The 21,790-nt window shown below is 64.0% G+C and carries 20 protein-coding genes; 14 read left to right on the forward strand and 6 right to left on the reverse strand.

Annotated features, from left to right (window positions below):
• The first annotated feature begins 7 nt into the window (after positions 1–7).
• Genes FHG09_RS09815 through FHG09_RS09830 form a run of 4 tightly spaced genes read left to right on the forward strand, consistent with a single transcriptional unit; the run spans position 8 to position 4,431 of the window.
• A complete protein-coding gene (locus tag FHG09_RS09815; RefSeq protein WP_152347465.1) occupies positions 8–718 on the forward strand; it encodes a GntR family transcriptional regulator in 711 nt (236 codons plus the stop codon).
• Positions 705–1,856 (forward strand): N-methyl-L-tryptophan oxidase, encoded by a 1,152-nt coding sequence (gene solA, locus FHG09_RS09820; protein WP_227492679.1) that lies wholly within the window; start codon positions 705–707, stop codon positions 1,854–1,856. The genes FHG09_RS09815 and solA overlap by 14 nt, the downstream gene beginning before the upstream one ends.
• A complete protein-coding gene (locus FHG09_RS09825; RefSeq protein ID WP_152347466.1) occupies positions 1,853–3,289 on the forward strand; it encodes a sodium:solute symporter family protein in 1,437 nt (478 codons plus the stop codon). Before solA ends, FHG09_RS09825 begins: the two co-directional genes overlap by 4 nt.
• Positions 3,286–4,431 (forward strand): NAD(P)/FAD-dependent oxidoreductase, encoded by a 1,146-nt coding sequence (locus tag FHG09_RS09830; RefSeq protein ID WP_152347467.1) that lies wholly within the window; start codon positions 3,286–3,288, stop codon positions 4,429–4,431. Before FHG09_RS09825 ends, FHG09_RS09830 begins: the two co-directional genes overlap by 4 nt.
• Positions 4,432–4,585: 154 nt before the next feature.
• Here the strand turns inward: FHG09_RS09830 and FHG09_RS20375 are convergent, their stop codons facing one another.
• The gene (locus FHG09_RS20375) at positions 4,586–4,714 is read right to left on the reverse strand and encodes a type II toxin-antitoxin system YoeB family toxin (RefSeq protein WP_413773149.1); all 129 of its coding nucleotides are present in this window, start codon (positions 4,712–4,714) and stop codon (positions 4,586–4,588) included.
• Between the two features lie 238 nt (positions 4,715–4,952).
• Between FHG09_RS20375 and FHG09_RS09840 the strand changes: the two genes are divergently transcribed.
• The 5 genes from FHG09_RS09840 (at position 4,953) to FHG09_RS09860 (ending at position 8,231) form a co-directional block, all read left to right on the forward strand.
• Entirely contained in the window at positions 4,953–5,828 is an 876-nt protein-coding gene (locus tag FHG09_RS09840) for a glycerophosphodiester phosphodiesterase (protein ID WP_152347468.1), read from the forward strand.
• A 93-nt stretch (positions 5,829–5,921) separates the two neighbouring features.
• The gene (locus FHG09_RS09845) at positions 5,922–6,683 is read left to right on the forward strand and encodes a pyrimidine reductase family protein (protein ID WP_152347469.1); all 762 of its coding nucleotides are present in this window, start codon (positions 5,922–5,924) and stop codon (positions 6,681–6,683) included.
• Positions 6,680–7,186: a flavin reductase family protein gene (locus FHG09_RS09850; RefSeq protein WP_152347470.1), complete on the forward strand. Its 507-nt coding sequence runs from the start codon at positions 6,680–6,682 to the stop codon at positions 7,184–7,186. Before FHG09_RS09845 ends, FHG09_RS09850 begins: the two co-directional genes overlap by 4 nt.
• Positions 7,187–7,381: 195 nt before the next feature.
• On the forward strand, positions 7,382–7,600 hold the full coding sequence (locus FHG09_RS09855) for a hypothetical protein (RefSeq protein ID WP_152347471.1): 219 nt from the start codon (positions 7,382–7,384) through the stop codon (positions 7,598–7,600).
• Positions 7,601–7,724: 124 nt separating this feature from the next.
• Positions 7,725–8,231: a CinA family protein gene (locus FHG09_RS09860; RefSeq protein ID WP_227492680.1), complete on the forward strand. Its 507-nt coding sequence runs from the start codon at positions 7,725–7,727 to the stop codon at positions 8,229–8,231.
• A gap of 60 nt (positions 8,232–8,291) precedes the next feature.
• On the opposite strand, the gene FHG09_RS09865 is transcribed toward FHG09_RS09860, so the two are convergent.
• From FHG09_RS09865 to FHG09_RS09875, 3 genes are read right to left on the reverse strand one after another with little or no spacing between them, the layout of a single operon-like run.
• A complete protein-coding gene (locus tag FHG09_RS09865) occupies positions 8,292–9,671 on the reverse strand; it encodes a dihydrolipoamide acetyltransferase family protein (protein ID WP_152347472.1) in 1,380 nt (459 codons plus the stop codon).
• A gap of 9 nt (positions 9,672–9,680) precedes the next feature.
• A complete protein-coding gene (locus FHG09_RS09870; RefSeq protein WP_152347473.1) occupies positions 9,681–10,673 on the reverse strand; it encodes an alpha-ketoacid dehydrogenase subunit beta in 993 nt (330 codons plus the stop codon).
• A 26-nt stretch (positions 10,674–10,699) separates the two neighbouring features.
• Positions 10,700–11,782, reverse strand: coding sequence for a thiamine pyrophosphate-dependent enzyme (locus tag FHG09_RS09875; RefSeq protein ID WP_227492681.1), 1,083 nt, complete (start codon positions 11,780–11,782; stop codon positions 10,700–10,702).
• A gap of 291 nt (positions 11,783–12,073) precedes the next feature.
• Between FHG09_RS09875 and FHG09_RS09880 the strand changes: the two genes are divergently transcribed.
• Positions 12,074–13,417 (forward strand): TrkH family potassium uptake protein, encoded by a 1,344-nt coding sequence (locus FHG09_RS09880; RefSeq protein ID WP_193627346.1) that lies wholly within the window; start codon positions 12,074–12,076, stop codon positions 13,415–13,417.
• A gap of 59 nt (positions 13,418–13,476) precedes the next feature.
• A complete protein-coding gene (locus FHG09_RS09885; RefSeq protein ID WP_152347475.1) occupies positions 13,477–14,220 on the forward strand; it encodes a potassium channel family protein in 744 nt (247 codons plus the stop codon).
• Positions 14,221–14,235: 15 nt separating this feature from the next.
• On the opposite strand, the gene FHG09_RS09890 is transcribed toward FHG09_RS09885, so the two are convergent.
• The gene (locus tag FHG09_RS09890; RefSeq protein ID WP_152347476.1) at positions 14,236–14,658 is read right to left on the reverse strand and encodes an organic hydroperoxide resistance protein; all 423 of its coding nucleotides are present in this window, start codon (positions 14,656–14,658) and stop codon (positions 14,236–14,238) included.
• A gap of 165 nt (positions 14,659–14,823) precedes the next feature.
• Between FHG09_RS09890 and FHG09_RS09895 the strand changes: the two genes are divergently transcribed.
• The 3 genes from FHG09_RS09895 to FHG09_RS09905 all read left to right on the forward strand — a co-directional run bounded on the left by FHG09_RS09895 (position 14,824) and on the right by FHG09_RS09905 (position 19,092).
• Entirely contained in the window at positions 14,824–16,257 is a 1,434-nt protein-coding gene (locus FHG09_RS09895; protein WP_227492682.1) for an MFS transporter, read from the forward strand.
• A gap of 102 nt (positions 16,258–16,359) precedes the next feature.
• Complete coding sequence (locus tag FHG09_RS09900; RefSeq protein WP_152347477.1) at positions 16,360–17,946, forward strand: FMN-binding glutamate synthase family protein; 1,587 nt, start codon at positions 16,360–16,362, stop codon at positions 17,944–17,946.
• Positions 17,947–18,003: 57 nt separating this feature from the next.
• Positions 18,004–19,092, forward strand: coding sequence for a DUF418 domain-containing protein (locus FHG09_RS09905; RefSeq protein WP_152347478.1), 1,089 nt, complete (start codon positions 18,004–18,006; stop codon positions 19,090–19,092).
• 43 nt (positions 19,093–19,135) lie between these two features.
• Here FHG09_RS09905 and FHG09_RS09910 read toward each other — a convergent pair whose 3' ends face one another.
• On the reverse strand, positions 19,136–21,700 hold the full coding sequence (locus FHG09_RS09910; protein ID WP_227492683.1) for an ATP-dependent DNA ligase: 2,565 nt from the start codon (positions 21,698–21,700) through the stop codon (positions 19,136–19,138).
• Positions 21,701–21,790: the final 90 nt, after the last annotated feature.

Here is a 21,790-nt window from a genome sequence, read left to right on the forward strand (position 1 = left end):
TCACAATATGGCGACAGCGAAGCACCTAGAGATCCGCGAGAGCATCGAAGCAGACATCCACAGAGGGCTCTTCGACGTGGGGCAGAAACTTCCCACAGAGAAAGAACTCATGGAGCGCTTCGGCGTGAGTCGCAACCCTGTGCAGAAGGCCATGAACGCCCTGGTTGAAGCAGGCCTCATCTCTCGCAAACGCGGATCCGGGACTGTAGTCGCCTCCACAGGACTACGAACCAATCTGCTCCGGATGATGGACCCTTCACTGACCAGCCCCGAGGTCGACGGCGACCACAAAGTAGTCAGCGTCGAAGTCTCCTCAGCCGAATCATTTCCGCTCAGTCGAAACGTGTTCCCAAAAGGGCAACCAACTGCTGCGCTGACGAGGATGAAGTACAGCGCCGATGGTAAACCACTGGCTCTCGAACGGTGCTGCATCAATCTCAGCCGTGCGCCAGAAGTCCTCTCGCAGAACCTGGAACAGCTGACGACAATCGCGTACTACAACTCTCTCGGCCTCGGGATCAGACGGGCAAACACCGTCCTCAGGGCAGCTGTCCTGGAAACGTTCGACGCCAGCCACCTCGAAATTTCTCCATCGGAACCAGTCGTCTGCCAACAGCGCACCACCCATCTGGTCGATGACTCCATCATCGAGGTCGCCGAGTTCTACATCCACCCCCGCAATATGACTCTGGAGGTCAGTCAAATTGATAACAGCTAACCCCGAGAAGATCGCCGTCATCGGAGCCGGCATCATCGGAACAATGACCGCATGGCAACTCGCCACACGCGGATACGACGTCACCGTATTCGACCAGTGGAACTCCCCCAACGACCGAGGCGCATCGGCTGGCGAATCCCGAATCTTTCGGACCATCTATAAAGAGGGCCCGGAATATGTACCCATCCTGAGGAAGTCCTTCGACAAGTGGCAAGAGCTGCAGACGAATCAGAACACCTCCGTGCTCACCATGTGCGGAGGACTCATGATCGGCCGTCCCGACGTTGAAGACGTCGCGGCCGTCATCGACTGCGCAAGGGCCGCGGACCTCGACCATGAAGTGCTCTCGCAAACGGAGATGGCGAAAAGATACCCACAGTTCGGGCTCGACAGCGACGAAGTCGGCGTCTTCGACCCGGTCGCCGGAGTGTTTCGACCAGAAGCAGCTGTTCTTGCCGCTCGCAAAGAAGCTGAGCGGCTCGGGGCTTGCTTCAAGACCTATTCTCGAGTGCTCAACATCCGTCCCCTGAGTCACTCGGTCATGGTCGACACAGCTGAGGGCGCTCACGCGTTCGACAAGATCGTCGTCTCCACCGGCCCTTGGGTAAATGAACTGACCGAGTTCGACTCCAGCACCGTCGAGGCATTGCGCTTAGTCGCCATGTGGTTCCCAGCCAGAGACGTCCCGTCGCACACGCCAGAACACATGCCGATCTCCATCCGTCGACATCCAGAAGGCGGATTCTCCTGCTTCCCTGCCCTCGACGGACTCGGAATCAAGATCCTCCCCCACCACCTCGCCTGGAAAACACTGGACTCGGTCGATGACCTCCCCCGCTTCATCGAGAACGAAGTCGTCCAATCAACCGAACACGCCGTTGGCCGCCTCATGCCAGGAGTTGACCCCATTCCTTACCGCGTGTCCACGTGGACAGAAGGATTCACCGTCGACGGTGCCCCGATCGTCGGCCCCTCAAACGCCGACTCACGCATCGTGTTAGCCGTGGGCATGTCCGGTCAAGGATTCAAATTCTCACCGATGATGGGCTCCATCGTCAGCGACTTCGTCGAAACGGGCACCTCATCAGATGCGATCGCAATCATGAACTCTCAGCGTTTCGATCGGAGCCCGTCATGAACATCGGCACCACGATCCTCATCTCAGTCACCGCCGCCATCGTCATCGGCATCGGAGCCCTCATCTCGTTCTATGTCGGAAAACGAGCCAAATCCAATGACTCCTGGGTTGTTGGCGGCCGTAACCTCCCGCTCTACGTCATCGCCTTCACCCAATACGCCACCGCAGTCGGCGGCGGCGTACTCGTCGCCCACGTCGGCATCGCCTACGCATGGGGCCTATCGGTGTTCTGGTACGAACTCTTCGTCATCGTCGGCCTCCTCGTCATTGCGATCTTCGCAGGATGGCTGCGCCGCAGAACGTTCTCGACCATTCCCGAAGTCTTCACGAAACTCTACGGCGAGCACCGACTCATGCTCTCCATGGTCGCGCTGGCCGTCATCGTCGTCCCGTTCGGATGGTTGGCAACCCAGTTCATCGCCTTCGCCAACCTCTTCAACGCAGTCACCGGAGTTGGGATCACACCGCTGATCGTCATCATGGCTGTTGTCTCCATTGCCTTCGTCCTACCGGGTGGGCTGACGTCAGTAGCATGGTCGGACTTCTTCTTCGGCGTATTCATGGTCATCGCATCCATCGTCGTCGGCGCATACGCGATCATCAACGCCGGCGGACCGTCAACCATCGTCAAGAACCTCCCGGACGAACTAACCAGCATGCCGACTGGCCTCACGGCAGCGGGCGGATTGACGATCCTACTGTGGCTGTTCTCAATCCTCCCAGGAACGTTGACCAACCAGCTCTACTACCAGCGCATCTTCGCTGCCAGCAACGTCAAACAGGCCCGACAGGGCATCTACCTCAGCAGCATCCTGATCGGAATCTCCGGTGTCTATGCACTCATCATCGGGGCGTCAGTTCGCAGCATGACCGACCAATTCGGCATCGACGGCCGCGAACAGGCGGCAGGGTGGTTCCTCGCCCAGCTACCCGTTTGGCTCATCGCGGTCTACGGTGCCTTCCTCATGGCCACGATCGTCTCGACCACCGGGTCGGCACTCCACTCGGTCGTAGTCAACTTGGTCAATGATCTCAGGCCAGCGTTCGTCAAGAACAAGGACACATCTTCCGACCTCGTTGCTATGTCTCGGTGGTGCACCGTCGCAGTCTCTGCGATCGCTGCAGTCCTTGCCATCGTCTTCCCCACTGCCCTCAATTGGCTCGTGGCAACTTACGCCTACTCTGCCTCTATGCTGGCCGTTCCGTTCCTCCTCGGCATGATCCTGACCAACAAATGGATCCTCGACGTTTCAGTCGGGTATGTCTCAATGGCTACTGGCCTCGTCGTCTGCGCAATCGCCCACATCGCAGGAACCACCATTCCCTACGCAGTCTTCGGCATCATCGCGAGCCTCGTCGCCTACTTGATCATGCTTGCCGTAAAGAAACCGCAAGCCCGCACGCTCTCTGAAGAAGAAGGAGCCCTTTCATGAAAATACTCGTCATCGGTGCAGGAGTCCTTGGACTCACCACCGCATTCAACCTCGTCGAAGACGGACACGACGTCACGATCGTCGACAAAGCCGGACCGTATGCACAAGCGAGCAGTCGCTCATTCGCCTGGATCAACGCCAACCACAAACTCCCCGCCGAGTACCACTGGCTCAACCGCGCCGGAATCACCGCCCACGAGGAGTTCCAAAAACGATTCGCCAATCATGGAACCTGGTTCCACCAGCACGGGTGCATCATGTTCGACAGCTCACCCGACAAAGCAACCGGATATGACGAGCGATTCACCGAATCGGCTGAGCTTGACTACCCGGTCGAGCGAATCGACTCCGACCACCTACGCGAGCTTGAACCAACTGTCAGCTGGCCAACGGACTCAGGATTGTTCTTCCCCCTCGAAGCCCACCTGGACAACGAAGCTTTTGGCAGCCTCGTCACGGGCTTCCTCGAAGAGGCCAGCGTCGCACCAGAAGTTGCAGAAGCTGTCCGCGTGGAAACCAACGCAGACGGGGCGACCGTGGAATTCGCCGACGGAGACACTCGGAACTTCGACCAAGTGATCATCGCCGCAGGCGCAGACTCCGGAGCAATCGCAGATCGATCGGGTCTCCTGCTTCCAGTGGCAGATCTGTCTCAGCCCGGACCACGGACACACAGTCTGCTGGGCGTCACTGCTCCCACTGACGTGAACCTCAACCGGATCATCATTTCCGACAAGATCAACGTGAGACCGCGCCGCGACGGCAGCATGTTCGTCCAGATCCCTTCAGTGGAATCTCGTACCGAAGAAGGAGAGAGCCCACAGCTGCTCGACGAAGTCCAGGCAGCCATGGAGGCCGAACTCGAATCACTGTTCGGAGAACGCGTTCCGCTGGAACGCGTCATTTTCAGCGGAAGAAGCTTTCCCGAAGATGGGCTGAGCATCGTCGGATACCTCGACGAACACCACCGCGCTTACTCGCTCGTCACCCACAGCGGAATGACCATGGCTCCCTTGCTCGGCAGGCTCGTCGCCGATGAGGTTCGAGGAGACAGCTCGCCGTTACTCAAAGCGTTCCGCCCAAGCCGGTTCGCGGACGGGGTATTAAGCGCTACACCCTCTACCTTCATCGGCCGACAGTAGGACCGCGGATAACCGTGCCCGGGCGTTGCATCAGCGCCCGGGCGCTCTCAAATTGAAGTCAGTCGTTGTACCAGGGATCGACCACGTGCCCACACCTAGGGCAAGCATTAGTGGGCCTGAAGGGTCACAAGATCCTCGCCGTCCACGAGGTAAACTAGCCGGTGCTCCTCACGATCCGCCGCGACCACCCCTGCGCCCCGTAGTTCAGTTGTTCGGACCCTCCGATCCCGTCGAACGGCTCGCGCAGGCAGGCGTCGATAAGCAGGTTGATCAGCTTGAAGATCCTTCGGTCGGCCGTCTGCCAGTGCTTGTAGTACTCCTAGTCGGCCTCGTCCCAGACGAGCCGTACTCAGACGTCCCGAGGCTGGCCGGCCAGCTCGTCGGAGCGGGCGCGGTCGTAGACGTCGAGCAGCGTGCGGTCGTTCGCCGGGTCATTCATTTCCCACCCGTTCGCCCACTCGGCCGACGACGTTCACGGCGGCTTCGCCGCACGATCACCTGCCGTCCGTAGCGTCACCGACGTGAATACACAGAGAGAGAAATCCGCACGCACCCGTCCGTTCACGTTTCTCGTCGCTGGAGTTCTCACGGCATCGACCACCTTCGGTGCCGGCCTCGCTCCCGCTGCCGCGGCAGGTCTCGGCTCCGCCGGTGAGGCACCGGGACTCGGCTCCCCCAGCGATCACACCGCCCCGGACAAGGTCGCCGACATCGAATTCCCCACCACGATCTCCCACCGAGGCGGCGCCGACGTCTATCCGGAAGAATCCATGGAAGGATTCACCGCCTCGGCGAAGGACGGGTTCCTGCCCGAGATGGACATCCAGTTCCTCGAAGACGGCACCCCCGTCCTCATCCACGACGACACCGCCGACCGCACCCTCACCGGCGCAACCGGACCCATCCGGGACCTCAGCCGTGAGGAATGGGACGCCGCCACGATCAAGCACCCGACCGGCGGAGAGGAAGCCGCCACCGTCACCCTCGACGAACTCCTCGACGACATGGGCGGCGAAGTCGTCATGGTGCCCGAGATCAAGCCCGGGGCCACCACCGAGGAGGTCGATCGGGTCCTCGACGAATTCGACGAGCGCGGGCTGAAGGACTCCCTCGTCGTCCAGTCCTTCGACTTCGAAGCGGCGAAGACGATCGCCGAGCGCGGTTACACCTCGCTCTACCTCATGGGCTCCACCATGCCGAAGGAATCGCCGGCCGAGATCAAGGACGCCGGCATCGCATGGGTGGGGCCGAGCAAGAACATGCCGACGAACACCATGCGCACCCTCGACAAGGCCGGCTTCCACGTCGCCCCCTACACACTGGAGACCGCGAAGGACGGGCACCGTCTGCCCGGCTGGATCGACGGCTACTTCACCGACGACGCCTGGACGAACTGAGTCCCCTCGTACCGAGGAGCAGTCAGCGGGGCCCGGGTGCTGGTCGGAAAATCGTCGCCGCGAGTGCCTGCCACGTTCAGTAGACTTGCACAGATGGAGCCTCTCGAACGCAGTGCACCGATCCCGGACCCGCTGACGCCCTATCTCGAGGTCGACCGCTCTCAGCCGCGGCATGAGTGCTGGGTGACCGGACACATGGTGGCCGGTCTCGATGGAACGGCGGCCATCCATGGGCGCGTCGGCGCGCTGTCGACCGCACCCGATCAGGCACTGTTCCGTCGGATGCGGCAGATCGCCGATGTCGTCATGGTCGGTGCCCAGACGGTGCGCAGCGAAGGCTACGCACCGATGCGGCTGGACGAGGACGCCCAAGCACAGCGTCGGGCGCGGGGCCAGTCCGAGATGCCTCCGGTGGCGGTGGTCAGTCGCAGCCTCGACCTCGATTGGTCCTCACAGGTCTTCGCCGGAGCCCCGGAGCACGCACGCACCATCGTCATCACGTGTGCGAAGGCCGATCCCGAGCAGCTGGCCGCCGCGGAACAGGCGGCCACGATCATCATCGCCGGTGAGGACCGGGTCGAACCGGCGAAGGCCCTGCAGGCCCTGGCCGGTCTCGGCTACCAGGTCGTGCTCTGCGAAGGCGGGCCACGGTGGCTCGGAGAGCTCGTCGCCGCTGACCGCCTCGACGAACTGTGCCTGTCGATCTCACCGATGATGGGCGGCGATCCGCTGCCGGTGAGCATCGCTCCGCCCGGGGCCGGCATCGCGCAGTTCTCGCTGAAGTCGACGATGGTCGCCGACGACACCCTCTTCCTCCGCTACGAAGCGAAACCACCGGACGGGAGAGTCTCATGAGCACCGGCATCGACGATCTCATGGGCTCGGTCGATTCCCCGCTCATCGTCGTCACCGCCTCGGCGGAGGGCGAACGGGCCGGCTGCCTGATCGGATTCCACTCGCAGGCGAGCATCAGCCCGCAGCGGTACTGCTTCTGGCTGTCGAAGGCCAATCACACCTACCGCGTCGGCCTGCGCTCCGACTGCTTCGCCGTGCATTTCCTCACCACCGCCGATCGTGATCTGGCCCGGCACTTCGGCTCCCGCTCCGGTTCCGAGGCCGACAAGTTCACAGGCCTCGACATCACCGTCACCGAGGAGGGTGTGCCGCTGATCGCAGAGCTGCCGAACCGCCTCCTCGTCGAGCGCATCGCGATGCTCGACGACGGCGGCGACCACGTGTGCACCACAGCACGCGTGCTGTCCGCCGAATCCGCGGGTGACTTCACACCCCTGCGCACCTCTCAGCTGGGCGACCTGCCTCCCGGCCACGCAAGCGACGAACGCGCCGTCCGGCCGTAGGGTGACCCGCGACCCCGTCGCGGACGGATCCACCGCTGTCGGCGATGAGGGCCACGACGGTCAGGCACACTTCGGCCGTACGTTAACACGCGTCCGCCCAGCCGGTAACCCCTGTCGTCGTCGGAGGGGCGCCAGTAACGTAAGTGGTCCCAGCGGAGGCAGAAGCTCCCGCGGAACCCCGAGGAGATGAGCACAATGGCCACTGACATCAGCAGCCCGGTCAAGGACAAGAACTACAACCTCATCTGGGCCATCGAAGCCTCATTGAGCAACGTGTGGACGCTTGAGACCTACATCAAGGATGCTCGAGAACAGGGCGATGAGGAACTCGCCGACTGGTTCAGCAAGATCCAGGAGAACAACCGCACGGCCGGCCAGCAAGGCAAGGAGATGCTCCTCCAGCGTCTCCAATGACGGCTCGACGGTCGAAGTCTGAGCCCCGGTTCGCCGGGGCTCACTTCTTGCCCTCAACAGACAGGCGAATCCACGGCACCCGATCCTATGACCGGGCCCGACCGACCCGGAGTAGAGTACCCACGTGTCCAGCTTTGAAGAGCACGAGAACAACGCCACGAGGATCGCCGAGCTCCTCTCCGAATTCTGCACCGACCACGGCATCCGTGTCGCCGCCGCAGAGTCGCTCACCGGCGGCAGGATCTGCAGCCACCTCGCCGCGGCCTCGGGGTCCGGAGAATGGTTCGCGGGCGGAGTCGTCGCGTACGCCAGTGATGTCAAGCATCGCCTTCTCAACGTGCCGCCCGGCTCGGTCATCTCCTGTCAGGCGGTGGAGGCGATGGCACGATCCGTGCGCGAGATGATGGGTGTCGACGCAGCTGTCGCCGCCTCCGGGGCCGGAGGCCCGGCAGGACAGGACGGGCAGGAGCCGGGGACGACGTGTCTGGCAGTCGTCGTCGACGACCAGGTCGACAGCGCAGTCCACAGCTTTTCGGGCGAACCGCTCGACATCCTGTCCCAGACCCAGGAGCAGGCGCTGGCCATGCTGCTGGAAGCACTTCGGAAGCGATACGGCCGCACGGAGGGTTGAGGCTCTCCTGATCGAGTGCAGCCGGCCTGCCTGCATACCGTCGGCACCGGCCGGCAGCTGTCAGACGACGATCCGCAGCGGCTCTTCCAGCAGCGACTTGAGATCGCCCAGGAACACGGCCGCCTCTGCTCCGTTGAGCACACGGTGGTCGACGGTCATCGTCATCGTGATCACGGTGCGCGTGGTGAGTTCGCCGTCACGCACCACGGGTTCGTCGACCGCGGCGCCGACTGCGAGGATCGCCGCCTCCGGCGGGTTGATGATGGCAGTGAAGTCATCGATGCCGTACATTCCCAGATTGCTGATCGAGAACGAACCGCCCGAGAACTCGTCTGGATGCAGCTTGCCGGATTTCGCTCGCTCGGCCAGGTCCCGTGACTCACGACCGATCTGGCTCACACTCTTCCGGTCGGCATCCCTGATCACCGGCACGATAAGGCCGCTGTCCAAGGCGACCGCTATCCCGACGTTGACGCCACCTCGGCGGATGATCGAATCCTCATTCCACGAGGAATTGACCTCGGGATGCTCTCTGAGCATCACAGCACAGGCCCGAGTCAGCAGATCGGTGAGACTGACCTTGTCGCCGGTCGTCGCCAAGCGCTCGTTGATCTCGGACCGGAAAGCCATCAGCGCATCGGCGTCGACCTTCGAAGTGAGCCGGAACGTCGGCACACCGACGTTGTCGGACAGACGTTTAGCGGTGACGCGCTGATTGGCATTGAGGGACACGGTCGCGTCTTCAGACGACTCCTGATCCGATGCCGGCCGGTCAGCCTGATCGTCGTCTCCGGACTCGTCGCGTTCGAAGATCGCCTTCTCAACGTCGACGCGGATGATCCTGCCACGCGGCCCCGTTCCTTCGACCTCGGCTGTGTCGATATCGTGCTTGTCGGCCATCTTCCGTGCCAACGGGGAGATCCGGGCTCCGCTGCCGTCTTCGTCGGACTCGTCGCTCTCCGGTGACGGTGCCTCCGCCTCTGAGGATTCCTCCTCACCGGATGCTTCGGACGCACCGGTCGAGTCCGCTGACTCATCGCGGTCTTCGTCGTCGCCGGCTTCGGATTCCTCACCGCCGGAATCATCACCGGCAGCCGGCTCTCCGCTGTCTTCGGACTTCTCGCTCTCGTCCGGCTCTGCGCCGTCTTCGGACTTCTCGCTCTGGTCCGACTCACCGCTGTCTTCGGCGTCACCGCTGTCGGTCGAGTCATCGCCGAGGACTGCGACACGTTCGCCGATGGCGACCGTCGACCCCTCCTCCACCAGCAGGCTGCTGACGACGCCGGAGTCATAGGCCTCGAAGTCCATGGTCGCTTTGTCGGTCTCGATCTCCCCGAGGATGTCGCCCTTCGTGACTTCGTCGCCGACCTCCACGTTCCACCGGGAGATGACGCCCTCTTCCATCGTGTCGGACAGGCGAGGCATGAGAATATCGGTCATGGTGAGCTCCTAAGCAGAGAAACCGGTTGCATCGAGAGTCTCGCGGATGACCCGAGTGAGATCCTCGGCATCGGGCAGCGCCGCCTTCTCAAGAGGCTTGGCATAGGGCAGCGGGATCTCGGCGGCCGCCACACGGCGAACGGGAGCGTCGAGGAAGTCGAAGGCACCCTCCTGCACCGACGCTGCGACCTCGGCGCCGACGCCATAGCTGAGCCAATCATCCTCGAAGACCACGGCTCTGCTGGTCCGCGCCACAGACCGACAGAACGTCGGCCGGTCCAGGGGCCGCAGACTCCGCAGATCGACGACCTCGATCGACACACCGTCCTTGGCCAGCTCCTCCGCCACCTTGAGAGCGACGCCGACTCCACGCGAATACGCGATGACGGTCAGATCGCTGCCCTCACGAGCGACAGAGGCAGTGCCGAGCTCCAGCGTCTGCTCCTCGTCCGGGACTTCTCCCTTGGTGTTGTACAGGTTGAGGTTCTCGAGGAACAGGACCGGATCCTCATCGCGGATCGAAGCCGTCAGAAGCGCTTTCGCGTCGGCCGGGTTCGACGGTGCGACCACTTTCAGCCCCGGCATATGCGCATACCACACCTCGATGTTCTGCGAGTGGGTCGCGCCGAGCTGCTGGCCGCCGCCACCGGGAGTGCGATAGACGATCGGTATCGAAGTCTGACCGCCGAACATCGTGTAGATCTTCGTCGCGTGATTGACGATCTGGTCGAAGGCCAAGACGCTGAAGTTCAGGGTCATGAACTCGACGACCGGCCGCAGCCCCAGCATCGCCGCACCGACCCCGACGCCGGCGAAGCCGTTCTCGGCGATCGGCGTGTCCCGCACTCGTTCCGGGCCGAATTCGTCGAGCAGCCCTTCGGTGATCTTGTAGGACCCACCGAATCTGCCGATCTCCTCCCCCAGCAGCAACACCCTCTCATCCCGCGTCATCTCCGCTCTCAGACAGTCTTTGAGAGCTTGCCGGAAAGTCATCTCGGCCATGGGCGCCTCCTGCTTCTCTTTCGGTCTCAGATGGATACGACGGAATCGCCGGGGAATCCCGCTGGGGCGTTGTTCACCTCGGTCGAATAGGCGTTGTCGAAAAGCCGTTCGGGTTCCGGCGATTCGCTGTCGTCGGCGAATTCGACCGCTTCGTCAATGCGCTTCTCCGCCTCGTCGTCGATCTCCTGAGCGCGCTTCTTCGTCAGCACTCTGCCTTTGACCAGTTTGTCCCGATAGGCCGGAACCGGGTCATTGGCCCTGACCTCTTCCTTGTCCTCATCCGTTCGGTACTGCGCGGGGTCGACGACGGAGTGACCCTTCAGCCGGTAGGTCATCGTCTCCAGCACATACGGTCTGCTCTCCTCCCGAGCCGAACGCAGCGCTTCCAAGGCCGCATCGCGGACGACGACCGGATCGCTGCCGTCCACCCGTCTGCTGGGCAGACGGTAGGCTTCGGCTCTCCTGTACAGCTCGGGCTCGGCCGAGGAGTGCTCGACGTCGGTGCCCATGCCGATCCGGTTGTTGATGATCACGTAGACGATGGGCAGGTCCCACAGGCCGGCGATGTTCAGCGACTCGTGGAACGAGCCGATCGCGGCCGTCCCGTCGCCGAGCAGACACATCACGGCCTCGGCATCCTTACCCGGCTTCTGCCTGGAGCTCAGAGCCAAGGCAGCGCCGGTGGCCGGCGGCATCTGGCCGCCGACGATGCCGTAGCCGCCCATCAGCCGGGCTTCGGAGTCGAACAGATGCATCGAGCCGCCCCAGCCGCCGGAGACGCCGTCCTTGCGGCCGAACAGCTCCGCCATGACCGCCCCCGGGTCCAGTCCTCGCATCAGCGCATACCCGTGGACGCGGTAGTTGGCGAACAGATAGTCCCGGTCCTCCAGGGCAGCCATGAGACCGACGACGACGGCCTCCTCGCCGAGGTTGAGGTGACAGTACCCGCCGATCTTCGCTCGGGTGTACATCTCCTGGGCCCGCATCTCAAAGGCGCGGATGAGGACCATCCGCTCGTAGTACCGGCGTTTGTCCTCCGCCGAGGCGGTCGACCGTGTTCTGGTCGACTTCCCCTTCGTCGACTTCCCGCTTCGAGTCTTCTCAGACACTGTGGACCTCCTTCGCAGAAGCTGCCGAGTCCGACGCTGCCGCTCATCAGTCACTGGATCGACTCGATGCATCGGTTCCGCGCCGAATCAATGCTTCTTTACAGGGAGTCTAGGCACGGCGCAATCAGAGCTACAAGGGGTAGCACGATATCGTGCACGGGAGTAGTCTGCGCCTGTAGTCCCGACGTGGCACGACGTGCGCAGTGCCGGGCAGCCCCCTTGTGGCCTGGGGGAACATCGGTACTGTTGAGCCTATGACGTCTCCGGCAGAGCTGATTCGGGGTCGGTAGCATGCCGACCGTGCATCATCCTCATCGCAATGCCATCGACCGCGTGGTCGTGACCTACCTTGCGGCTCTGCTCCTCGGCACAGGTCTGCTTATGCTGCCCAACGCGACGTCCACGCCTGGCGGCATCTCGGTCCTGTCCGCGCTCTTCACCGCCACCTCCGCGATCAGCGTCACGGGCCTGGAGGTGCTCTCGACCGGAAGCGACTACACGTTCTTCGGCCAGGCCGTGATCCTCGGTCTCATCCAGATCGGCGGCCTCGGCGTCCTGCTGCTCACGACTCTTCTGGCCATGCTCGTCGCGGGAAAGGTCGGGCTCAGGCTCCGGGAGTCGGCCGCCGCCGAGGCCAAGAGCTCCGATATCGGAGGCGTCCGACCCATGGTGCTGAGGATCATCGGTCTCACCATCGCCACCGAGGCGGTCGTTGCGACGATGCTGTTCCTTCGCTTCGCCGTCCACTACGGCGAAGAAGCCGGAGACGCGGCGTGGGACGCGGTCTTCCACGCAGTCTCGGCTTTCAACAACGCCGGCTTCGGTCTCAGATCCGACAGTCTCGCCGGCTACGCCACCGATCCCTTCGTCTGCGCACCTGTGGCAGCGGCGATCATCCTCGGCGGCCTCGGCTATCCGGTGCTCATCGAGCTCGTCCGCCGCTACCGGACTCCGCTGGCGTGGAGCATGACGACGCGTGCGATGGTCGTCGCCACTCCGGTTCTGCTCCTTGCCGGCACGGTGTTCATCGCCGCAGTCGAATGGAACAATCCCGGCACGCTGGGACGATTCGACTGGTGGGACAAGCTGCAGGTGGCCGCATTCCAATCGACGACCACACGCACGGCAGGCTTCAGCACCGTCGACATCTCGCAGCTGCACCCCGCCACCTGGTTCGTGATGGACCTCCTCATGTTCGTCGGCGGCGGCCCGGCGGGAACCGCGGGCGGAGTGAAGATCACCACTGTTCTCGTGCTGCTGGCGCTGACCTGGGCCGAGATCTCCGGAGGTTCGGCGACGAACCTCTTCGGATCCCGTGTGGCACGATCAGCGTACCGACAGGCAACGACGGTGATCGTTCTGGCTCTCGCGCTCATCGCCACAGCCACCATCGTCCTCATGCTCGACGACCCGGGGCCCGGACTCGGCCGGCTCCTCTTCGAGGTCATCTCCGGCTTCGGCAACGTCGGCCTGTCGACCGGCATCACCGCCGGACTGCCCGGAACGAGTCAGGCCGTCCTCATCGCAGTGATGATCCTGGGGCGACTGGGCCCGGTGACCGTCGCTTCCGGACTGGCGCTGCGGGCACGCGCCATCCGCTACGAGCTTCCGGTCGAACGGCCGCTCATCGGCTGAGCCGCCCGACCGGCATCGCTGCAGTCAGAACCCACGCACTTAAGGAAAGGAGACCGGAGATGAAGAGCAGAAAGTGGCGCACGCGACCTGCGGCGTTCTTCTTGGGCAACCCCCACCCACTGGCCAGGGACGGGGCGGTGGCCGTCATCGGGCTGGGTCGCTTCGGCGGATCACTGGCCACGGAGCTGGCCGCCTACGGCGTCGACGTCATCGGCATCGACATCGACGAGGCGGTCGTGGCCCAGTACTCCGACAAACTGGCCTTCGTCTCCCGGACGGATGCGACGGATGAGACCGTGCTGCGCCAGCTCGGCATCGAGGAGGTCAGCCGAGTGGTGATCGCCATCGGCAACGACCTCGAAGCCGGCATCCTCGTCGCTTCGAAGGTCCTCAAAATCGGGAATCAGCATATTTGGGCCAAGGCCGTCAGCCAGACGCATGCGGACATCCTCGGACAGTTGGGGATCGACAATGTGATCCGTCCGGAGAACGACATGGGGCGCCGGACAGCGCATCTCATCCGCGGACACATGTCCGACTTCATGCCCGTCAGCGAAGACTTCGTGCTGGCCCGCACGGCCCCACCGGTGCGCATCTCGGATTCGCCGCTGGCCTCGTTCGACATCAGACGCGAGTACGGGATCAGCGTCGTCGCGTTCAGACGCGACGGTGAGGACACCTGGAACATCGCTGATCAGGATGTCACTCTCTACGCCAACGATGAGATTCTCGTCGCGGGATCTCCCCGCGAGGTGGAGGACTTCAGCACCCTCGACGAAGAGGACGACGAGGAGGAGGACTGAAGTCCTCAACCGGTCTCAGACCGCGACGACCTCGACGGGGATGTTGCCACGGGTGGCCTTCGAATACGGGCAGAGTTCGTGGGTGCGGTCGACGAGCTTCTGCGCGGTCTCAAGGTCCACATCGGGGATGCTGACCTCGAGTCTCACCGACAGGCCGAAGCTCTCACCCTCCTCGCCGATCCCGACTTGGGAGTTGACGACCGACTTCGAGGTGTCAACGCCCTGTTCCTTGCCCGCCAGCCCGAGCGCGCCCTGGAAACAGGCCCCGTAGCCGACGGCGAAGAGCTGCTCGGGGTTGGTGCCGCCGCCCGGTCCACCCTGTTCCTTCGGTGTGCGCAGGTCGACGTCGACCATCTTGTCGTCGGTGGCGCCGTGCCCGTCCCGACCGCCGGTGATCTCCGCGCGAGCGGTGTAGGCGATGCTCTCGGGTGTATTCATTGTCTGCTCCTCACTATTGCTGATGTCACAGGTCTCCCGAGACTAACGCAGTTGCCGCGTTCCCGTAAGGGGGCGCAGACGCCCTGGTCGCAGTGCTAACCTGCCGGTCAGAATCCGTTGAGAGACCACGGAACTGAAACAACCGCAGACGGGAGGACAGACGCCGTGAGCGAATCCGATGAGAAGATCCCCACTCCCGACGGCATCGACATCAAGACGATGCCGGCCGGAGACAGACGCACACTCAGACGAGCCATCAGCGGGTCCGCCCTCGGCAATGCCGTCGAATGGTTCGACTACGGTGTCTACTCCTACGTCTCCGTCTACATCGCCAATGCGTTCTTCCCCGGCGAATGGGGTGTGGCGCTGACCTTCGCCTTCCTCGCCCTCTCGTTCGTCTTCCGGCCCTTGGGCGGGTTCGTCCTCGGTCCCCTCGGCGACAAGGTGGGGCGACAGCACATCATGGTGCTGACCATCATCATGATGACCATCCCGACGACGCTGATCGGCATCCTGCCGACTTATGCCACCCTGGGTGCGTTCGCTCCCGTTCTCCTGCTGCTGTGCCGGATGGTCCAGGGCTTCTCCACGGGGGGAGAGTACGGTGGTGCGGCCGTCTACATGGCAGAGTCGGCACCGGACAAGCGCCGAGGCTTCTGCGGTTCGTTCCTCGAGCTCGGCACCTTGGCCGGAACCGCCTCGGCGGCCCTGGTCTGCACCGTTCTGCTCGTCTTCGTCGGCAGCGACGGCATGGACGCCGGCTGGTGGCGGCTGCCGTTCCTGCTCACACTCCCGCTCGGCGGGATCGCACTGTGGCTGCGGATGAAGCTCGATGAGCCCGAAGCCTTCTCCGCGGCGACGAGCCGGCAGCAGACGACGAAGAAGCCCTTCCGCGAACTCTTCCGCGGTTACTCGAAGCAGATCACCATGCTCATGGCCTTCGTGGTCCTGCTCAACATCGGCCAGTACATGGTGCTCACGTACATGCCCACCTACCTCAGCAGCACACTGGGCCATTCGGAGGTCGAGAGCAACTTCACGCTCGTCATCGTGCTCGCGGCGATGATGGTCGTCATCACTCCCCTGGGCCGGCTGACCGACACCATCGGGCGCAAACCGGTCCTCTACACCTCGGCGATCGGGTTCATCATCCTCTCCGTGCCCGCGTTCCTGCTCATACAGGCCGAGGGGACCGGCCTGCAGATCCTGGGATTGGGCATCATCGCCCTGCTCCAGGTCATGCTCCAGTCCTGCGTCTCGGCGACACTGCCAGCGATCTTCCCCACGCAGGTGCGCTTCTCCGGGTTCGCCATCGGCTACAACATCTCCACGGCGATCTTCGGCGGCACGACCGCGGCGGTCAACACCTTCGTCATCCAGAAGACCGGCTTCGAGCTCTTCCCCGCCGTCTACCTCGTCGCCGCCGGAGTCATCGGACTCATCGGCATCCACTTCTTCAATGAGACAGCCGGCCGGCCCATCGACGGCACGACTCCACCCGGTTCCGAGGACGAAGAGCTCGCCGAGATGGGCTATGACCTCATCGGCTTCAACGACAACGGCACCGACGACACCGAGAACAAGCAGACTTCCCGCTGATGCTCCCGCTCATTTCCCAAGTGCTCTCAAGAGGTCCACGATGGAGTGAGGGAGGCGGGGTCGTCTCGACCTCGACCCAGTACTCGGAGTGAGGAGTTTTCCATGGGGCGTTTCCTGGCGATCACGTCAGCGCTGATCGGACTGGTGGCCGCGGCCTGGGCAGCAGCCGTCGGACCGTGGGCGTGGTGGGTCCTCGGTGCGGTGGTGCTCGCCATCGTCGGCGTGGCCGTGTACGACCTGCTGCAGCGCAAGCACTCGATTCTGCGCAACTATCCGGTCGTCGGTCACCTGCGATTCCTGTTGGAGACTCTCCGACCCGAACTCCAGCAGTACTTCATCGAACGCAACTGGGACGGACGGCCCTTCGACCGAGACATCCGCTCCCTCGTCTACGAACGCGCGAAGGGAATCCACGGAGAGCTGGCCTTCGGCACCGAACGCGACGTCAACTCCGTCGGCTATGAGTTCCTCATCCACTCCACCGCGCCCGTCGCGGTTCCGGACCGGACGCCTCGCGTGCAAGTGGGTGGGCCCGACTGTGCGAAGCCCTACAGCATGGCGCTGCTCAACGTCTCGGCCATGAGCTTCGGCTCCTTGTCGCCCAATGCCGTCAGGGCGCTCAACCGCGGTGCCGACCTCGGCGGCTTCGCCCATGACACCGGTGAGGGCGGGATCTCCGACTACCACCTCGAGAACGGCGGCGACCTCGTCTGGGAGATCGGGTCGGGCTACTTCGGCGCCCGGACCGACAGCGGCGACTTCGACCCCACCCAGTTCGCCGACCAAAGCTCCCGCGACCAGGTCAAGTGCGTCTCACTCAAACTGAGCCAGGGCGCGAAGCCCGGAATCGGAGGCGTGCTGCCCGCGGCGAAGGTCAACGCCGAGATCGCCCGCACCCGAGGCGTCCCGCAAGGAGAGAAGTGCGTGAGCCCGGCCGCCCACAGCGTCTTCAGCACCCCGGTCGAACTCATCGAGTTCATCGCACGGATGCGCGAGCTCTCGGGCGGCAAGCCCACGGGATTCAAACTCTGCGTGGGGTCCCGCACGGATGTGCTCGCGATCTGCAAGGCGATGCTCGAGGTCGGGACCGCACCCGACTTCATCATCGTCGACGGTTCCGAGGGCGGCACGGGTGCCGCTCCCCTGGAGTACGAGGATCACGTGGGCACTCCGCTCACCGACGGCCTCCTCACCGTCCACAATGCGCTGGTCGGAACGGGCCTGCGAGATCGGATCCGCATCGGTGCCAGCGGGAAGGTCGCCGCCGGCAACGACATCGTCAAACGCCTCATCCAGGGAGCAGACTATACGAACTCGGCCCGCGCCATGATGATGGCGGTCGGCTGCATTCAGGCTCAGATCTGCCATACCGGACAGTGCCCCGTCGGTGTCACCACCCAGGACCCCAAGCGGCAGAGGGCGCTGCACGTGGGTGACAAGAGCGAACGGGTGCGGAACTACCAGGAGGCGACCGTGCAGCAGGCCGTGGAGATCATGGCCTCGATGGGCGTCAGCGATCCCACCGAGCTCTCCCCGCAGCAGCTCCACCGCAACATCGGCCGCAACGAACACCTTTCGTACGCCGAGCCCTACGACTGGCTCGAACCGGGAGAGCTGCTGGCGCAGCCGCCCGAGTCCTGGAGCAGCGACTGGTCGAGGGCCGATGCGGGAACGTTCCGTTCGGTCTGAGCACAGGATTCGGCGACTCTTTCTGACAAGGAACCTGAACTGATACCGTGGCTCGGCGTGATCCACGAAACCACGCGCGCGACCTCTGCCACCGATCGGACGCAGCCATCGAGTCCGAAAGACCGCATCGTCTCGATCGATGTCATCCGTGGAATAGCCGTCGCCGGCATTCTGCTCATCAACATCGACTACTTCCTGTCCCGGGCCGGACAGACTGAGGATCCCGTCGGCACAGACGCGGTGATCCGGCAGGTCGTCGACGACATCGCCCTGGGCAAGTTCCATTTCGTCTTCGCCTTCCTCTTCGGCACCGGTGTGCACATCTTCCTCAGCAGGCTGCGCGCGAAGCATCGTTCGACCTGGGTCTACGTCCGGCGGATGATCATCCTCATCGCGGCCGGCGCCATCAACTCAGCCCTCGGCGGCATCGATGTGCTCGCCTCCTACGGTGTCCTCGCTCTCCTGCTTCTGCCGCTGACTCGGCTGCCGCGCTGGGCCTTCGTGGTTCTCGGCGTCGCGGCGGCGACGGTCCCCGATGTGCTGCAGCTGGCGTCGAGCCTCGGCGATCTCGACCCGCCGTCGCTGCTGTTTCCCATCCTGTCGTTCGTCCGGACCCTGGGACACATGATGCTGGGGTTCTGGCTGACCGGTCTCGGCCTGTACTCGGCTGCGACTCGAGTCCCGCTCACGGGAATCTTCGTCCTCAGCTTCCTCGGCTCGGTGCCGATCTGGATCTGGACCACCGCTGCCGGGGCCGGATCGACCGAGGCTCACGAGATCGCCTTCCGCACCGCCCTGGTTCCCGGTCTCATGTACGTCACGGGTCTCCTTCTTCTGCTGCGCACCCGACTCGGCAGAAAGGGCCTGTCCTTTCTGCGCCTGTACGGTCGGATGGCGTTCTCGAACTATCTGGGACAGACCGTGGTCTGCGTCCTCGTCCTCCCGCTCCTGACCGCTCACGGACATGTCTCCGCGGCCGGCGGGCTCATCGTCTGGGCCGTCATCATCATCGCCCAGTGTGCTTTCTCGACGGTGTGGCTGCGCTGCTTCCGCTACGGTCCCCTGGAATGGCTGTGGCGCTGCGGCACCTATTGGGAACTCACACCTCTCCGCTGCGCTCCCGCAGCTCGATCGGATTCCGTCTAGCAGAGCTGATCGATCGCAGGTGACGGCCGGCTGCCGAGGCAGCTCAGACGCGGACATCCTCTGCGTCGATGTCGGAGCGCAGGCCGCGCCAGACCGGGTGCCGCAGGCGTCCGGCCTCGGTCAGTCCCGAGAACCTGACTTCTCCGACGAGGTCGGGGCGCACCCAGTGGGCATCTCGCGACTCGGCGGCCGGCACCGTGAGCGCCGGTGTCTTCCGCGACCGGCGGTCGAGGCTGGAGCGCAGACTCCGCAGGGCCGCCTCGTCGAACCCGGTGCCCACGCGGCCGAGGTAGTGGAGCCCGTCGTCGTCTTGGGCGGCGACCAGCAGTGAGGCGAAGCTGTCCGAGCGTTCGCCTTCTCCGGTCCGCCAGCCGACGATGATGACATCGCGCGTCGAGGCGTGCTTGAGCTTGGCCCAGGTGCGGGTGCGTTTTCCGGGGAGATAGACGCTGTCGGTCCGTTTCGCCATCACCCCTTCGAGTCGAAGCTTCCGGCTGGACTCGAAGGCGGCGTCGACGCTTCCTTCGAAGGCGTCGGGAACATGGATGTGCTCGCTCTCGGTCACGAGTTCGAACAGACGTTCGCGCCGTTCCGTGTAAGGGGCGCGCAGCAGCGAGGTTCCGTCGGCGTGGAGGACGTCGAAGAGCATGAGGTAGACGGGGGTGCGTCGCCGCTCTCGTTCGACGTCGCTCTCCCGGCTCAGCCCCATTCGGCTCTGGAGTCTCCCGAAGTCGGGTCTGCTGCCCTGCCCGAGGGCGACGATCTCCCCGTCGAGGACGCAGTCGACATCGACACAGTCGGTCAGTTCGCGAAGCTCCGGATAGGTGCTCGTCATGTCACGGCCGTTGCGGCTGGTCAGCTCGATGCTGCCGCTGCGGTCCCCGTCACCCGGCTGCACACTCGCCAGGGCACGGATGCCGTCCCATTTCATCTCGAAGGCCCAGTCCTCGGCTTCCCTGCGCACGGAATCGATGTCTCCGATGCTCGCGAGCATCGGGGACAGATCCGCCGGCAGAGCCTCCTTCTTATTCTTCGACGCTCGCTTGCTCGAGGAACGACCAGTCGGCGTGCCCTTCTTCGACGAGTGGTCCGCTGCCGCCGACTGCTTCTTCGGCTCGTCCTCCATGAGGTGGATCATCCAGTTCTTCTCCGGGTCCTTGTTCGGACCGTGGCTCCCGGTGTTGAACAGCGCGAACCGCCGCACTCCCCCGAGGCCGCCGTCCTCACGCCCGCGGAGGACCGCGATGATCTCCTTGCCCTCTTGCCACTTCTCGAGCTCGACGGTGCCTGCGTCCCAGATCTCGACGTCGCCGGCCCCGTACTCCCCTTTCGGGATCGTGCCTTCGAAGCTGCCGTATTCGAGGGGGTGATCCTCGGTCTGGACCGCCAGGTGGTTCTTCCCCGGGTCCGTCGGCGGCCCCTTCGGCAGCGCCCAGGAGACCAGCACGCCATCGTGTTCGAGTCGGAAGTCCCAGTGGAGGCTCCTCGCATGGTGTTCCTGGATGACGAAGGTCAGTTCGTCCCCGCTCGTTCCCTGTTTCGCCGGTACGGGTTCGCTCGTGCGCTTCGGATCCCGTTTGGACCGGTAGACCTCCAGTCGGTCGCGCTCGGCTTCCGGGTCCTCGTCCGACTTCGCGTCGGCTTGGGACTCCGAATCGGCTCCGGACTCCGGCGCCGAGGCGGTTCCTCCGACCGCCTCGTCGAGGGGTTCGAGGAGGTCCCCGACATCGTCGATCCGGTCGAGCACCTCCTCGAAGCGCACCTGCTCGACGGCGGCCGGGTCGTCGAATTCCTCCCACCTGCGCGGTGCGGCGACCATGGGGGTGAAGCGTCCGCGCAGAGAATACGGAGCCACCGTGGTCTTCGACGCCGAGTTCTGCGACCAGTCGATGAGAACCTTGTTCTCCCGCAGCGTCTTCTTCATCGCCGAGACGATGAGCTTCGTGTGGTCGGCTTCCAGGCTGCGGGCGAGTTCATGAGCGACGTCGGAGACGTGCTGAGAGCTCACCGAACCGTCCAGCGGCGCATACAGGTGGACGCCTTTCGATCCGCTGGTCACCGGGTAGACCTCAAGGTCCATGCCCTCGAGCAGTTCGCGTACGAGCTGGGCCACCTCGATGCAGTCGGCCAGGCCGCGCCCGGGGCCGGGGTCGAGGTCGAAGACCATCCGGTCGGGGCAGCGGGTCTCCGAGTCGATCGTGCCGGGGTCCTTCGCTCCTGCGCTCACCCTCCATTGGGGCACATGGATCTCGAGTGCGGCCATCTGCGTGAGATAGGTCAGGGTCGCGAGGTCGTTGACCAGGGGATAGCGTTTGGTGCCGGTGGAGTGCCGGATCGCGCGGGATGGGATCCACGACGGTGCGGAGTCCGGGAGGTTCTTCTCGAAGAACACATCTCCGGGGTCATCGGGAGTGCCGATGCCGTCGACCCAGCGTTTTCGGGTGGCGATCCGGTCCCGGGCATGGCGGATGAGGTGCGGGGCGATCCTGGCGCAGTAGTCGAGGATCTCCCCCTTCGTCGTGCCGGTCTCCGGGTAGAGGACCTTGTCCAGATTGCTCAATGTCAGTCGATGGCCCTCGACCGTGACCTTCTGCTCGCGGCGTGCCACTGAGCACCTCCTCGTTCGCACCATTCGTGCTGAATGGTCCTTTCACCGTACTCGGCGCCGATCATGTGCAACAGTGGGTGCGGTGCCGCC

Source organism: Brevibacterium sp. CFH 10365, from assembly GCF_009299785.1.
GTDB lineage: Bacteria > Actinomycetota > Actinomycetes > Actinomycetales > Brevibacteriaceae > Brevibacterium > Brevibacterium limosum.